Annotated in this window: 13 protein-coding genes; 6 read left to right on the forward strand and 7 right to left on the reverse strand. The window is 39.0% G+C overall.

Annotated features, from left to right (window positions below):
• Window positions 1-22: 22 nt before the first annotated feature.
• Together AC6CHJ_RS11370 and AC6CHJ_RS11375 are read right to left on the reverse strand one after the other, a co-directional pair.
• Entirely contained in the window at window positions 23-382 is a 360-nt protein-coding gene (locus AC6CHJ_RS11370; RefSeq protein WP_498288608.1) for a DUF952 domain-containing protein, read from the reverse strand.
• The gene (locus AC6CHJ_RS11375) at window positions 379-1455 is read right to left on the reverse strand and encodes a hypothetical protein (RefSeq protein ID WP_498288610.1); all 1077 of its coding nucleotides are present in this window, start codon (window positions 1453-1455) and stop codon (window positions 379-381) included. Before AC6CHJ_RS11375 ends, AC6CHJ_RS11370 begins: the two co-directional genes overlap by 4 nt.
• Before the next feature lie 151 nt (window positions 1456-1606).
• On the opposite strand from AC6CHJ_RS11375, the gene AC6CHJ_RS11380 reads away from it, so the two are divergent.
• Entirely contained in the window at window positions 1607-1762 is a 156-nt protein-coding gene (locus tag AC6CHJ_RS11380; RefSeq protein ID WP_149032018.1) for a hypothetical protein, read from the forward strand.
• Between the two features lie 44 nt (window positions 1763-1806).
• Here AC6CHJ_RS11380 and AC6CHJ_RS11385 read toward each other — a convergent pair whose 3' ends face one another.
• Entirely contained in the window at window positions 1807-3108 is a 1302-nt protein-coding gene (locus tag AC6CHJ_RS11385) for an NCS2 family permease (protein ID WP_498288612.1), read from the reverse strand.
• A 243-nt stretch (window positions 3109-3351) separates the two neighbouring features.
• On the opposite strand from AC6CHJ_RS11385, the gene AC6CHJ_RS11390 reads away from it, so the two are divergent.
• Complete coding sequence (locus AC6CHJ_RS11390; RefSeq protein WP_498288614.1) at window positions 3352-4179, forward strand: aldo/keto reductase; 828 nt, start codon at window positions 3352-3354, stop codon at window positions 4177-4179.
• A gap of 47 nt (window positions 4180-4226) precedes the next feature.
• On the opposite strand, the gene AC6CHJ_RS11395 is transcribed toward AC6CHJ_RS11390, so the two are convergent.
• Window positions 4227-4751 (reverse strand): thioredoxin family protein, encoded by a 525-nt coding sequence (locus AC6CHJ_RS11395; RefSeq protein WP_498288616.1) that lies wholly within the window; start codon window positions 4749-4751, stop codon window positions 4227-4229.
• Window position 4752: 1 nt separating this feature from the next.
• Window positions 4753-5178 (reverse strand): disulfide oxidoreductase, encoded by a 426-nt coding sequence (locus AC6CHJ_RS11400; protein WP_066789636.1) that lies wholly within the window; start codon window positions 5176-5178, stop codon window positions 4753-4755.
• 190 nt (window positions 5179-5368) lie between these two features.
• Between AC6CHJ_RS11400 and AC6CHJ_RS11405 the strand changes: the two genes are divergently transcribed.
• Both AC6CHJ_RS11405 and AC6CHJ_RS11410 read left to right on the forward strand, forming a co-directional pair.
• The gene (locus AC6CHJ_RS11405) at window positions 5369-6484 is read left to right on the forward strand and encodes a GAF domain-containing sensor histidine kinase (RefSeq protein WP_498288618.1); all 1116 of its coding nucleotides are present in this window, start codon (window positions 5369-5371) and stop codon (window positions 6482-6484) included.
• Window positions 6485-6497: 13 nt separating this feature from the next.
• On the forward strand, window positions 6498-7139 hold the full coding sequence (locus AC6CHJ_RS11410) for a response regulator (RefSeq protein ID WP_249774731.1): 642 nt from the start codon (window positions 6498-6500) through the stop codon (window positions 7137-7139).
• Between the two features lie 102 nt (window positions 7140-7241).
• Here AC6CHJ_RS11410 and AC6CHJ_RS11415 read toward each other — a convergent pair whose 3' ends face one another.
• Window positions 7242-8153: a cation diffusion facilitator family transporter gene (locus AC6CHJ_RS11415; protein WP_066789630.1), complete on the reverse strand. Its 912-nt coding sequence runs from the start codon at window positions 8151-8153 to the stop codon at window positions 7242-7244.
• Between the two features lie 92 nt (window positions 8154-8245).
• A complete protein-coding gene (locus AC6CHJ_RS11420) occupies window positions 8246-9592 on the reverse strand; it encodes a hemolysin family protein (protein ID WP_498288620.1) in 1347 nt (448 codons plus the stop codon).
• A gap of 657 nt (window positions 9593-10249) precedes the next feature.
• Between AC6CHJ_RS11420 and AC6CHJ_RS11425 the strand changes: the two genes are divergently transcribed.
• Together AC6CHJ_RS11425 and AC6CHJ_RS11430 are read left to right on the forward strand one after the other, a co-directional pair.
• On the forward strand, window positions 10250-11989 hold the full coding sequence (locus AC6CHJ_RS11425; protein ID WP_498288622.1) for an ABC transporter ATP-binding protein: 1740 nt from the start codon (window positions 10250-10252) through the stop codon (window positions 11987-11989).
• Window positions 11989-13731, forward strand: coding sequence for an ABC transporter ATP-binding protein (locus tag AC6CHJ_RS11430; RefSeq protein WP_498288624.1), 1743 nt, complete (start codon window positions 11989-11991; stop codon window positions 13729-13731). Before AC6CHJ_RS11425 ends, AC6CHJ_RS11430 begins: the two co-directional genes overlap by 1 nt.
• Window positions 13732-13876: the final 145 nt, after the last annotated feature.

The following is a 13876-nucleotide window of genomic DNA, read 5'->3' on the forward strand; positions in this document are numbered from 1 at the left end:
TAGAAGCTTAGATACTAATCCTTTATTTCTCCACCTGATAACTCTTAAGTTCCTCACTTAAAAGAAAATCCCCATGTTCGTCTCTTAAGAAGGGAAGGACATCGACAATGGCGTTAAGGTTTAATTCACCATAGATATGTGGATATTCTCTTCCATAATTGCCGTCGTCCTCCCATTTGATTTCTGCTTCGACTTTATCGGTGTCTATGCACAATAGCAATAATGGTTCTTTTATTTCCTTAAAGTATGGGGCTACACGCCAAAAGTCTTCGATAGAGGCGCAATGGATAAAATTACTTGAATCAAGCAATTCCTGTCCATAATATTTGTCTTTCTTAACAGTTTCCCATTCTTGTTGTGTTAAGCAATGTAAAATGATCATTCTCTTTCTCCGTCCTTTGATAGTAGTTCTTGGCATGCCTCTAAAAAGAGATGAGGTTCATCTGGACTAAGATGAATTTTAGTCACCTTTTTCGTAAAGCCATACATCAATTTTACTTCCTGTGGTGCGTAGCAATCAATTTCAATAGCAGGCTTTTCTTTTATGAAATCGGGAAGCACGGCATCAAGCGTTATATCTACTTCCTCTTTAGATAGTTTTTCTGGTCCTTGATATATGTGTACACTTTTTATTTGTGTTAAGGGAATGGATATTTGTTTCATCACACCAATTTGCATATGCAGCATTTTTTCTGTCATTATAATGGGGCATAATCGAACTGCCTGAATCTCAGCCACAAATATTATGAGCCCATAGAGATTTAACATTAAAAGAATGATGGATACAGTAGGACTCCAATTATGAAGCAGCCAGTGAAAACCAATTGATTCAAAAATGAGAGCATGAATAAGCATGATATATACTGCGATAAAGCTTGTTTTTTTATGGAATGTAAAGGTTCTATATTTAGTCGATGCAATAGGAGGCTCTGCTTTCCAAGAAAACAAGCTGTAATACCAGATAGATAATTCAGTACTGAACATATCCAGGGTTCTAGAGGGCTTTAAATGATTAGCAAGTCCTGAGCTTAACCGGAGTTGAAATATGGGTATGCTTTGCTGTGACAGCTTGGATTGCTTCAACATTGTTGGAAGCTTAGTTAGCAGCTTGTATACCACATGAAGTTCTAAAGAGATAAAGACCCCTTCAGCTATAAATAAAATGATAGGAACGAATGAATAGCTTGAATAAAGGCCACCTGGGACAATAAGGTTTGCTGTGTAAAAACTAATAATTATGACTGGAAGCACATACTTCAAGGAATATTTTTTACGAATGATAAAGAGATAGGTCAGCAAAGGAATAACCAGTATGAAGTCAAACAAAGTTCCTAATACCATATTCTTTGGAATAGGTTGCAAGGCATCAAGACGATAGGCAAGGACATTCGAGCCGACTACAGCTGTGTGAAGAAAAAGAAACCAAAACTTTTTTGTTTTTGAAATGGTTAGCATAGTACTCCTCCTTTCTAATTTCATTTTATGAAATTTACTATGGGAATGGTAGTATGTATTGTGAAAAAATTCCTACAATTCAAGGGCGCATATTTTCAAAACAAAAGGGTATAGATAAAGAAGTAATGCCAATAAGAAAGGTGGTTTGTATATGGATAAGGATAAAATTGAGCAAGAGAATGGTTCAATGGCCACTTCATTTGAAGAAGTGCAGCAGCTTGGCAAGCAAATGGAGAAGCGCCGAGATGAAGAGGATTTAGAGGAAGCAGGCCGCCAGTCAGATCCTGAACAATTTGATGATGAATAAGCAAAAAGGCTATCCCGTCATATGAACGGGACAGCCTTTTTTCGTTATTGCAAGAATATCAGTTGGATAGCAAACAGGATGGCAAATAAGTAAAGAAGCGGATGCACCTTTTTCGCGTCGCCTTTCACTATTTTTAGAATTGGGTAAGAAATAAATCCGAACGCAATACCTGTTGAAATACTAGAGGTTAGGGGCATAATCAAAATAATTAAGAATGCCGGGAATGCTTCATCAAAGCTATGCCAGTCAATTTCTTTTATAGAAGAAATCATCAATGTACCGACAATGACAAGTGCTGGTGATGTAATAGCTGAAACGTCTGATACAGCTGTCACTAAAGGACCGAAGAAAGAAGCGATGATAAAGAACACAGCAACTGTCAATGATGTTAAACCAGTACGACCACCTGCTGCAACACCGGCTGAAGATTCTACAAAGGCAGTAGTCGGGCTTGTTCCGAACATAGAACCAACAATCGTACCTAGTGAATCGGCTAATAGTGCTTTACGTGCACGAGGCAATTCATTACCTTTCATTAGACCTGCTTGTTTCATAACGCCTACGAGTGTACCTGTGGTATCAAACAATGTCACAAGAATGAAAGAAAAGACTACGCCATATAGGCCATAATGAATTACGTTGGAGAATGCTTCGATTGGATTCCAAACGAGTATGCCCTTTGGTAAGTGAGGCAGTGCCACGACATGATGGATTTTAAGCTGTCCTGTTAGGATGGCAATAATACCTGTAATGACCATGCCAATAAACAAAGAACCTTGAATATTGCGGACCATCAAAATAACCGTAATGGCAAGGCCAACTAATGTTAGTAATGCATTGGCCGATGATAAATCGCCTAGTGCTACGAGTGTACTGTCGTCGCTTTTTACGATGACATCACCTGATCGAAGACCGAGAAAGGCGATAAATAAACCAATACCGGCTGTGATGGAGCGTTTTATGTTTTCAGGAATAGCGGTGATTAGCTTTGCACGAAGCGGTGTAAGGGATAGGATAATGAAAACAATCCCCGCAACAAATACGGATGAAAAAGCGGTCAGATAATCCATTTTTCCGTTAGAGCCAAGAACAACCGAATAGGTGAAGAAAGCATTTAAGCCCATACCTGGAGCGATAGCGATTGGATAATTAGCGCAAAGAGCCATCCATAAGGTACCAACCACAGCGGAGATAATGGTTGCCATAAATACTTGATCCACAGGTACGCCTGCATCATGCAAGATTTTTGGGTTAACCACGATGATATATACCATAGCTAGAAATGTCGTCATTCCAGCCGTTAATTCTGTTTTTGCATTAGTATTATATTCTTTTAGACGAAACAATTGAAAACCTTCTTTCTAAATACGAACGTTAAAAACAACATATTATATAATATTCGTTCCTAAGTGAAATTTCAACCCTAAATCAGAAATGCGATATTCTCTAAATACTCAGGCAATAGTGTATAATAGATTGAAACTTTAACTTCAATGGAGTTATTTCTTATTGAAGAAAGTGCCAACACCCACTTTTTAGAGCAGTTACCCCGTTCAGGTGGGATAAAAAAACAATAAGGAGGAGTTAATATGTATTCAATCACTTCTACAAAAAAACTACATAATGGAATTGAAATGCCACGTTTTGGTCTGGGTGTCTACAAAATGACAGAACCGAAAGAAGCGTTTAACGCGATCAAAAAGGCGATAGACACTGGATATATTGCGGTAGATACAGCTGCACTTTATGGCAATGAAAAACAAGTAGGGGAAGCTGTACGTGCATCAGGCAAAAGAAGAGAAGAAATTTTCATCACTTCGAAAGTCTGGAATACAGACCAGGGGTATGATGAAACATTGCGCGCTTTTGAAAAAACGTTAAAAGAATTGGATACGGATTATTTAGATTTGTATCTTACACATTGGCCGGTGCCAGATAAATTCATGGACACGTATCGAGCAATCGAACGTTTATATGAAGAAAAGCTCATCCAAGTGCCTGGTGTATCAAATCATGAAATTCATCATTTAGAAAAAATATTTGCACAAGCAAATATCCAGCCTATGGTGAATCAAGTAGAGCTGCATCCTTATCTTACCCAAGAAGAGCTTCGCCAATTCTGTCAAAAGCATGATATTGCGATTACTGCATGGTCACCGCTTGGTCGTGGGGAAGTATTGCAGGATGAAACCATTCGAGCGATTGGCGAAAAATATGGCAAATCAATTGCTCAAACAGTGATCAGATGGCATCTGCAAAGTGATCATATTGTCATTCCAAAATCAGTTACACCAAGCCGCATTGAAGAGAATGCGGAAGTGTTTGATTTTGAATTAAGTGAAGAAGATATGAAAGCGATTGATGGGCTGAACCGAGACCAACGCTTTGGGTCCCACCCTGATCATTTTAATTATTAAAAAAAAATAGTCCATCCTTTTTAGGATGGACTATTTTTATATCTTACTTATTTGTTGTCTTTTAAAATTGATGCTTCGAAGAATTTTTTAAACGTTTCTTTAGACTGTTCTCCTACCACACGAAGCTGTTCCTTGCCATCTTTATAGTATACAAGGGTTGGTGTGCCTTCATCGATGTGATATTGATCCCAACCTTGTTCGAATTCCAGAAGGTTGTATTGGTCGATGTGAATACCCATATCTTTTGCAAGAGGCATTAGAATTGGAGATACTCTTTTACAATGAATACAATCTGATTTAAAGAAATACACCATTACATCTTTGCCACTTGAGATTTTCTTTTCTAATTCATCAGGCAAGATGATATTTTGATAATTTTTATCATCCAGCAAATCAATAGTTGATTGTTTAAGCGAGTCTTTTTTATACGGATTGTCTGCTAGTTTATCTTTGTTTGATTGGTTATTCAAGAAGTAGAGTGCTACAAATGCAATAACTACAATTAAACCGATAACTAATAGGACTGTTAGTTTATTGTCATTCTTTTTTGTATTCGATGTGTTTTTAGCCAAATTATTTTTCCCCCTTAAGAACGTTCAGCATAAATATGCTTGTAGCAGCAATTAAGATAAAAGCTATGAGTGATAGAAAAGGTATCGTGATAAAACCGAGCCAATTGATGTAATCGCCTATGCACGATACACGGCCGCATGATACAGCGGAATCTTGTAAGAAAGGAACCTTTTGGATTCCATAGTGATAGAGTGCTATACATGCACCTATACAAGAGAAGATAGCTGTAGTGACTGCGATGCGCGCATTTTTTTGGATATAGGCTACGCCAATAATAATGACGAGCGGGTACATAAAGATGCGCTGAATCCAGCATAACTTGCACGGCTCATAATGCTGCACTTCAGAAAAGAACAGTGAGCCCATCGTTGCGATTAGTGATACCACCCACATAAATAGTAAACTATTTTCCAACTTTTTTGTCATGAGAAACTCCTAATCTTTCAAAATTGAGATATTGATTGTTGCTATTTTAGCATACCTGCATAATGGTGAAAAGTGCAAGCAGACTTACTTGCTAACTTGCTAGCTTTTGGTCATGCCAACATAAATGCCAATATTAGCTAACAATGATATGATGAATAGTATCAGTAAAAGGAAGAGGGAGCGGTAACCGATGCAGCCGACAGATCATTCAAATATACGCTTATTAAAAGAGATTGCAGAACTGCTAAATGAAGGAACTGAATTAAAGCCCATGCTAGAAGGGGCTCTCCGAAAATTTTTAGGGGGGACCAACTTTGAGACAGGCTGGATTTTCTTCATCAACGGTAAAGGAAAGCATGAACTTTTAGCACATGATAATTTACCGGAAGCTTTGTCCTATAATAAGTGCCAATTTTTAGAAAAGGGTGGCTGCTGGTGTTTATCGAAATATCGCAATCAAGAATTAAAGAAGGCTTCCAATATTATTGAATGTCAGCGCCTAGAAAGCGCAGCTTCTGCTAATGTAGGCGATTGTGCACGTATCACACACCATGCAACAGTACCGCTTCAATCGGGAAAGGAACGTTTTGGTTTACTAAATGTTGCTTCTCCGAATACGATTCGCTTTACTAATGATGAACTGGCACTACTTGAATCTGTAGCTTTCCAAATGGGTTCAGCTATTAAACGAATTCTGTTAACAAAACAAGAGCAGGAATTAGCATTGGTGCAAGAACGTAATCGATTAGCGAGAGATCTACATGATTCTGTGAATCAACTCCTATTTTCTGTCACATTGACTTCTCGTGGTGGAGAAGAGATGACTGATCAGGTTGAAATCAAGGAAACATTTAAGGAGATACAAAATTTGACGCAAGAGGCGTTAACAGAAATGCGGGCGCTCATCTGGCAGCTACGTCCTAAGGGCTTGGAAAGCGGACTGATGGAAGCCGTGAAAGGGTACGCTGAAATGCTCGGTTTACAGTTGAAAGTGAAAATGACGGGGGTACTGCAATTACCATCTCGTATTGAAGAAACGCTTTTTCGACTGACGCAAGAGGCCTTAAATAATATACGTAAACATGCAGGAGTAAAGAAGGCTGAAATTTTTGTCACCATTACAAATCGAGATGTACTGCTCGTTATTAAAGATGAAGGTCGTGGATTCCAAGTGGATTCGCTCGTAAATCTACCATCGTTTGGGCTAAGGAGCATGAAAGACCGAACTACTTCTTTAGGCGGTACTATTGATTGGGTTAGTGAAATTGGAAAGGGGACGGAGATTTTAATCCGCCTGCCATACTAGGGGGGAAGAAAAAATGATAAAAGTGTTAATCGTGGATGATCATCATGTTGTAAGAAGAGGCCTTTTGTTTTTCTTGAAAACACAAAAGGATATCGAAGTTGTTGGGGAAGCGAGTAACGGTAAGGAAGCGATTGAACTGACGGCATCGCTTCAACCTGACATTATCCTTATGGATTTGGTGATGCCAGAAATGGATGGAATCCAGGCAACCAAGCACATTAAAGCGAAATATCCAAATATCCAGATTATCATGCTGACAAGCTTCTCTGATCGCGATCATGTAGTTCCTGCCATAGAAGCGGGAGCAGCAGGGTATCAATTGAAAGACATTGAACCAGATGAGCTTGTGTTGGCCATCCGTAGAGTGATGGACGGAGAGAATATTATGCATCCTCAAGTAACCACTCAGCTTATCCAAAATCAAGAAATGACCAGCGAACTGCCGCATATGCTGCATCCGTTGACTAATAGGGAACAAGATGTCTTGGGAGAATTGACGAAGGGTAAAAGCAATAAAGAAATTGCGTCCTCTCTTTTTGTAACAGAAAAAACAGTCAAAACCCACATCTCTAACATTTTTGCAAAGCTTGAAGTACAGGACCGTACGCAGGCTGCATTGTACGCAGTTAAACATGGACTAACATCAACTGAATGACTTATTTGGATACAAGTAATATAGTTACACAAAATAAAACCGAGCAGATATGAAAATAAATTCATATCCGCTCGGTTACTTTTTATATGAGCATTTTTTATGCTATTTTTTATGTGGATTAAATATATTTTGATCCAGAACTCGTTCTAATCCTTCCGGTTCAATGTGGACAAGTGAAACAGCAAAGGGCTTCGCTAGTTTAATTGTGTTTTCAATTTCCTCTGTAATCTGATGGCTTTGCCAAACATCTAATTGGGGATCGACGGTTACTGTCAAATCTACAAATATTAGGTTGCCATGATTGCGACCCTTTAAATCGACTAGTTCTATCACACCATCTACATTTTTAATGAGAACGGACAAAGCCTCTAGCTCTGCTTCATCAAAACCATCTGTCAACGCATGGACAGCTTCAAAGAAAATATCATAGGCCGTCTTAATAATTAAAGCACCTACTAAAAATGCTGTGATGGAATCAATAATTGGAAACCCAAAGATAGCGCCTAAAATACCAATGGCAGTTCCGAAGCTGACCCAAGCATCCGAACGATTATCATAAGCTGCTGCTTTAATAGCAGAGCTATTAATTCTTTTTGCTAGGCGAATATTGAACATATATACCAGAAACATGACAATGCCACTGCCAAGGGCTACAACAGCTGTTAAGAGGGAAGGAGCCGTATGATGTTCCTCAAAAAAGCTTTTCCCAGCATTTAATAGTACCTGCAAACCGACAATTGCCATGATAAATGACGCGATAAGGGAGGAAATGGTCTCTGCCCGTAAATGGCCATATTGGTGATCTTTATCAGGTGGCTTCTGTGAAATCCTAAGGCCTACTAGAACGGCCGCGGAGGCAATGATATCTGTAGTATTGTTTAGTCCATCTGCTTTTAAAGCTGTCGAATGGCCGATAAAGCCGATGATTAACTTTACACTGCTTAAGACTAGGTACGTCAGAATACTAAGCCAGGCTCCTTTTTCCCCTTGTCTTAAGTTTGTATATAAGTCCACAATGTTTCCTCCTCGCAAAAGTTTCAAACAAGCGAAAACGACGCACACTACAGAATAGTGTGCGTCGTTCCATGTTTTGTTAAACAAGATAATTAGTTAGGCTGTATTGGATCTGCTACAGTAGCAGCAGTCTCTGAACTCTTTGGAAGTTTTATTACTTCTAAGTATAGTATATGGTGGCCATCTAATTCTTTAATAATAAATTCATAACCTTGCTCAGTGATTTTCTCACCTTTAATCGCTTCAAAATCTTTTGTCATAAACCATCCGCCAATTGTATCGATATCATCCTCTTCAATACGAATGCCTAAGAAGTCATTTACATTTTCAATCAGCATCTTAGCATCGAAAATAAAATGATCCTTGTCAACTTTGCGAATCTCAGGCACTTCATCTTGGTCGAATTCATCGCGGATGTCACCAACGATTTCCTCAATAATATCTTCAATTGTAACAAGGCCGGATGTGCCGCCGTATTCATCCATTAAAATAGCCATATGAATACGTTCACGTTGGAATTTTAAAAGTAAATCACTAATTGGCATTGTTTCAAATACCCGTATAATCGGCTGCATATATTGTGTTACGGATGTATCGCCTTTTGCGGGATTTTTGATATACGCTGTAAGCAAGTGCTTCATATTAACAAGGCCGATGATATGGTCCTTGTCACCTTCAATAATAGGGTAGCGCGTATATTGTTCAACACCCATTACTTCAAATACTTCTTTTAGTGTCAGTTCTTTTTCAATGCCAATGATTTCTGTACGAGGGACCATGATTTCCTTGGCTGTGCGATCATCGAATTCAAAAATGCTATTCACATATTTGTATTCGGATTGGTTGATCTCGCCGCCTTTTAAACTATCGGATAAGATAATCCTTAATTCTTCTTCCGTCATGGCAACCTCAGATTCATTTGTAGGTTTAAGGCCAAACAGTCTTGCTAAACCATTTGCGGACGAATTTAAAATCTTAATGAATATAAACATCACATTGTGGAAACCAATTAAAAATCCGGAAACGCCGAGTGCGACATTTTCTGCTTTTTGAATGGCCAATGTTTTTGGTGCCAATTCTCCGACGACAACATGTACAAATGTCACAATCGAGAAGGATATGATAAATGAAAGAACCGTTGTAACACTATTATTAAGTTGCAGCAAGTTAAAGAGCGGCTCTAACAATTTGGCTACTGTTCCTTCACCTAACCAACCGAGACCGAGTGAGGTAATCGTAATACCCAGCTGGCACGCGGATAAATATTCATCTAAATTAGAAATTACTTTTTTCGCTTTAATGGCTTTTTTGTTGCCTTCAGCGATTAATTGATCAATACGAGTTGTTCTAACCTTTACGATAGCAAACTCTGTTGCTACGAAAACTGCTGAACATGCGATCAAGACAGCAAACGCTGTCAATCGTATGGCTATGTCCAAAGACTTCCTTTGTTCCAAGACCCAAATGAGGGGGAGAACAAAGTGTACACCTCCTGTGAAATGAAAAATATTTTAGTAAGATAATCATAAAATATTTAGCGAAAAAAAACAAATCATCACCTTCTATTTGTTATGATTTACTAATAAAATTGGTCTTTTGCCACCAAATAGGGGAAATAGTATATTCATTGGTAGTGTATTAACTCTATTAAAGTACCTATCAAAAGACATGAAAAATCAGAAAAAAAGGTTGATTAAATATAAAATAACTAATTTTATAAATTTTTAGAAAAATCATTGACACTAACAAAAACGCAATGCTAATATTAAGGAACACTAAATAATAAATGGGAAATGGAGGTAATTAACATGAAAATGATATGCAACAATCTTATAACTCAATATCATAATGTTTCTCCTGCTCCTATTAACTTCAATTGAATTAGTAGATGTTACGGGAGGGTTCCGTACTCTTTTATGCTGGCGCATGCTCTTATAAGGGTATGCGCTTTTTTGTGTTCCTAATTCAATCATTAGTGTAAAACAAACAAAGGAGAGAGCAGTATGTACTACCAAAAAATGAAAAAGCATTTAAACAAGGATTCGATAGAAGATGGCTAGCTAAGAAAGCGAAAGAAGAGAGGAAGGAAAAGATAAATGTTCGATGTATTAGTGAAATTACAGTGGTTTTTTAAAGAAAATAGAAAAAGATATACAATCGCAGTGGCCTTGCTTATAGTGGCTAACGCTTTTGAAGTTATTCCACCATGGCTAATCGGCAAGTCGATAGACGCTATCCATAGAGAAACGCTGACGACTACCTTGCTATTTCAATTCCTTGGAGGATTGGCAATTGTCATGACATTAGCCTATATTGTCAACTTCGTATGGCAATTCCAACTATTTGGCGGCTCAAACGTGATTGAACGTAGGCTTCGTAAAAACTTAATGCAGCAATTTTTACGAATGTCTCCGCCATTTTACGAACGTAACCGTACAGGTGACTTGATGGCAAGAGCTACCAATGATTTACGAGCTGTTTCTGAGACAGCGGGTTTTGGTATTATGACACTCTTAGATTCGACCTTATATCTAGGCACGATATTGCTGATGATGGCTTTTTCTGTATCTTGGAAATTAACGCTAGCAGCTATTATTCCACTACCTATTTTAGCGATTACCATGCAAATGCTAGGGAAAAAAATTCATGAAAAATATACAATCGCCCAAGATGCGTTTGGCCATATGAATGATAGTGTACTAGAAGCAGTTGAAGGTGTGCGTGTTGTTCGTGCATATGTGCATGAGAGAGAAACAGAAAACAAGTTCGGTGAAATGACAGAAGATGTATACAAAAAAAATATGGACGTAGAACGGATTGATGCATGGTTTACGCCCATCACAAGAGTCTTAACAGGCCTCAGCTATATGATCGGTCTTGGATACGGAGCATATTTGGTTTCCATCGGTGATATAACACTAGGCAAGCTGATTTCGTTTAACGTGTATCTTGGTATGATCGTTTGGCCAATGTTTGCAATTGGTGAGCTGATCAATGTTATGCAGCGAGGGAATGCATCGCTTGACCGTGTGCAAGAAACGTTAAATGAAAAAGAAGATGTGAAAGACCCGTCCGCACCAGTCGTAGTGGAAAGTCCCAATTCAATCGACTTCCAAGACGTCACATTCCAATATCCGCAATCGCAGTCTATTAACTTAGCTCACTTAGATATTTCATTGAAGAAGGGGCAGACATTAGGGATTGTAGGGAAAACAGGGAGTGGCAAAACGACAATTGTCAAACAACTACTAAAAGAGTATCCGACAGGTGAAGGGGCATTACAAATTTCTGAAGAAGAAATCGGTGCCCAAAGTAAAGAACAAGTACGTAAGTGGATCGGCTATGTGCCTCAGGATCATGTGCTTTTCTCTCGTACGATTAGAGAAAATATTCTATTTGGAAAACAGGATGCCACAGAGGAAGAGCTTAAAGAAGCGATCCGTGTTTCATGTTTTGATAACGATTTACAGATGCTGCCTATGGGGTTAGATACCATGGTAGGAGAAAAAGGCGTTTCACTTTCTGGAGGGCAAAAGCAACGGATATCTATTGCACGTGCTTTAATCCGTGATCCTGAAATTCTTATTTTGGATGATTCCCTGTCAGCTGTGGATGCAAAAACAGAAAGCAGAATCGTGAAAAATATCCAAGAGGAAAGACAGGATAAAACAACGATTATTGTGACACACCGTTTGTCTGCTATCATGCATTCAGATTGGATTATCGTCCTTGAAAACGGAAAGATCATAGAAGAAGGAACGCATAGCGATCTCCTCAAGCAAAACGGTTGGTATAAAGAGCAACACAATCGCCAGCAGATCGAGGGGGCGAAATAATGAACACTACACAAAGACTTTGGCAATACGCGCTGCTTTATAAAAAAACATTGCTGATAGGGCTATTCCTCTTGGCTATCGCCGTAGCAGCAGATTTGGCAGGACCGTTTGTCGCCAAGAAAATCATTGATGACCATATCGCCAAATCAGTAACAAATGGTCTGGAATTCAAGCCTATTGCAGTTTTATTGGCGGTATTCTTCGGCCTAGCGGTGACAACAGCTATCTTCCGTTATGGTCAATATATCATGCTGCAAGTGGGCGCAAACCGCATTATTCAAAAAATGCGAAACGATGTCTATAAGCATATTCAAACATTGCCGATCAACTATTTTGACCGATTGCCAGCAGGTAAGGTGGTCTCTCGCGTAACGAACGATACAGAGGCCATTCATGATTTGTTCGTGACAGTTGTCTCGCAATTTGCGGCTAGCTTCATGACTATCTTCGGTGTCTACATTGCGCTTTTCATCTTAGATTGGAAAATGGCCTGCTACGCATTGCTTGTTATTCCGATGCTGATTGTATGGGCCGTTCTTTACCGTAAATATGCGGCGAAATACAACCATATCGTTCGTGGAAAACTGTCAGATATGAACGGTATGATCAATGAATCAATCAACGGGATGACGATTATCCAAGCGTTTGGTCAAGAAAAGCAAATTGAAGGCGAGTTCAATGAATTAAATGATGAATATTATAAATATCAAAACAAACTAGTTTTCTTGGATGCTGTGACTTCTCACAATTTAGTAAATGTCATCCGATCACTGACATTTATTATGTTCATCTGGTATTTTGGAAGCGCAGAGTTGGATGGTCAAACAGCCATTTCTGTCGGGATGCTATATGCATTTGTAGACTACATCACTAGGCTTTTCAACCCTGTTACTAATATCGTCAATCAGCTTGCACGCCTTGAAAGAGCAAATGTTGCCTCTGAACGTGTATTTGAATTGCTAGATGAAGAAGGGGAAGCAGTCGATGATACCCGTATTCCACGATATAAAGGTGATGTAGCATTCAACCATGTATGGTTTGCATACAAAGATGAGGAATATGTATTAAAAGATATTAATTTCGAAGCAAAGCAAGGGCAGACAGTCGCGCTAGTGGGTCATACGGGATCTGGCAAAAGCTCCATTATGAATTTGCTGTTTCGTTTTTACGATGTAACGAAAGGGTCGATTACCGTTGACGGCAAAGATATACGAGACTGCTCCCGCCAAACTCTTCGCGAACATATGGGGATTGTTTTACAGGATCCGTATTTATTCACAGGGACCATTGCATCGAATGTCAGCTTAGATGATCCGCATATCTCAAGAGAGACTGTGGAAGAAGCGCTAAAAGCAGTTGGCGGAGACCGCGTGTTAGAGAACTTGCCAGGCGGACTGGATGAGCCAGTGATTGAAAAAGGAAGCACTCTGTCATCTGGCCAGCGCCAGCTCATTTCTTTCGCTCGTGCGCTTGCATTCAATCCAGCGATTTTGATATTAGATGAAGCAACGTCCAATATCGATACAGAAACGGAAGAAATCATCCAACATGCAATGGATGTATTGAAAAAAGGACGTACGACATTCATCATCGCCCACAGGCTTTCTACTATTAAAAATGCAGACCACATTTTAGTACTAGATAGAGGCGAGATTGTGGAACAAGGAACGCATGATGAACTTCTACTTCATGGCGGAAGGTATAACCAAATGTATAAACTGCAGTCCGGTGAAATAAAGTAAAGCTCACTTAGTCGGCTTAAGGAAAATAAGTTTACGCCGCCCTGTATGCAAAAAATCCAACGATGAAGAATCTTTCTTCGTTGGATTTTTTCTTTTTGGCAAATTTCCACACCACGCATAAGGCAAAAAACTGGTATGATAGAAA

This window comes from Rummeliibacillus sp. GQ308 (assembly GCF_059759115.1).

What these genes read in the sequence shown, in the direction of transcription:
- AC6CHJ_RS11405 (WP_498288618.1), top strand. Translation starts at nt 5,369, where the DNA reads ATGCAGCCGACAGATCATTCAAATATACGCTTATTAAAAGAGATTGCA.
- AC6CHJ_RS11370 (WP_498288608.1), bottom strand. Translation starts at nt 382, where the DNA reads ATGATCATTTTACATTGCTTAACACAACAAGAATGGGAAACTGTTAAG.
- AC6CHJ_RS11410 (WP_249774731.1), top strand. Translation starts at nt 6,498, where the DNA reads ATGATAAAAGTGTTAATCGTGGATGATCATCATGTTGTAAGAAGAGGC.
- AC6CHJ_RS11375 (WP_498288610.1), bottom strand. Translation starts at nt 1,455, where the DNA reads ATGCTAACCATTTCAAAAACAAAAAAGTTTTGGTTTCTTTTTCTTCAC.
- AC6CHJ_RS11390 (WP_498288614.1), top strand. Translation starts at nt 3,352, where the DNA reads ATGTATTCAATCACTTCTACAAAAAAACTACATAATGGAATTGAAATG.
- AC6CHJ_RS11400 (WP_066789636.1), bottom strand. Translation starts at nt 5,178, where the DNA reads ATGACAAAAAAGTTGGAAAATAGTTTACTATTTATGTGGGTGGTATCA.
- AC6CHJ_RS11430 (WP_498288624.1), top strand. Translation starts at nt 11,989, where the DNA reads ATGAACACTACACAAAGACTTTGGCAATACGCGCTGCTTTATAAAAAA.
- AC6CHJ_RS11425 (WP_498288622.1), top strand. Translation starts at nt 10,250, where the DNA reads ATGTTCGATGTATTAGTGAAATTACAGTGGTTTTTTAAAGAAAATAGA.
- AC6CHJ_RS11380 (WP_149032018.1), top strand. Translation starts at nt 1,607, where the DNA reads ATGGATAAGGATAAAATTGAGCAAGAGAATGGTTCAATGGCCACTTCA.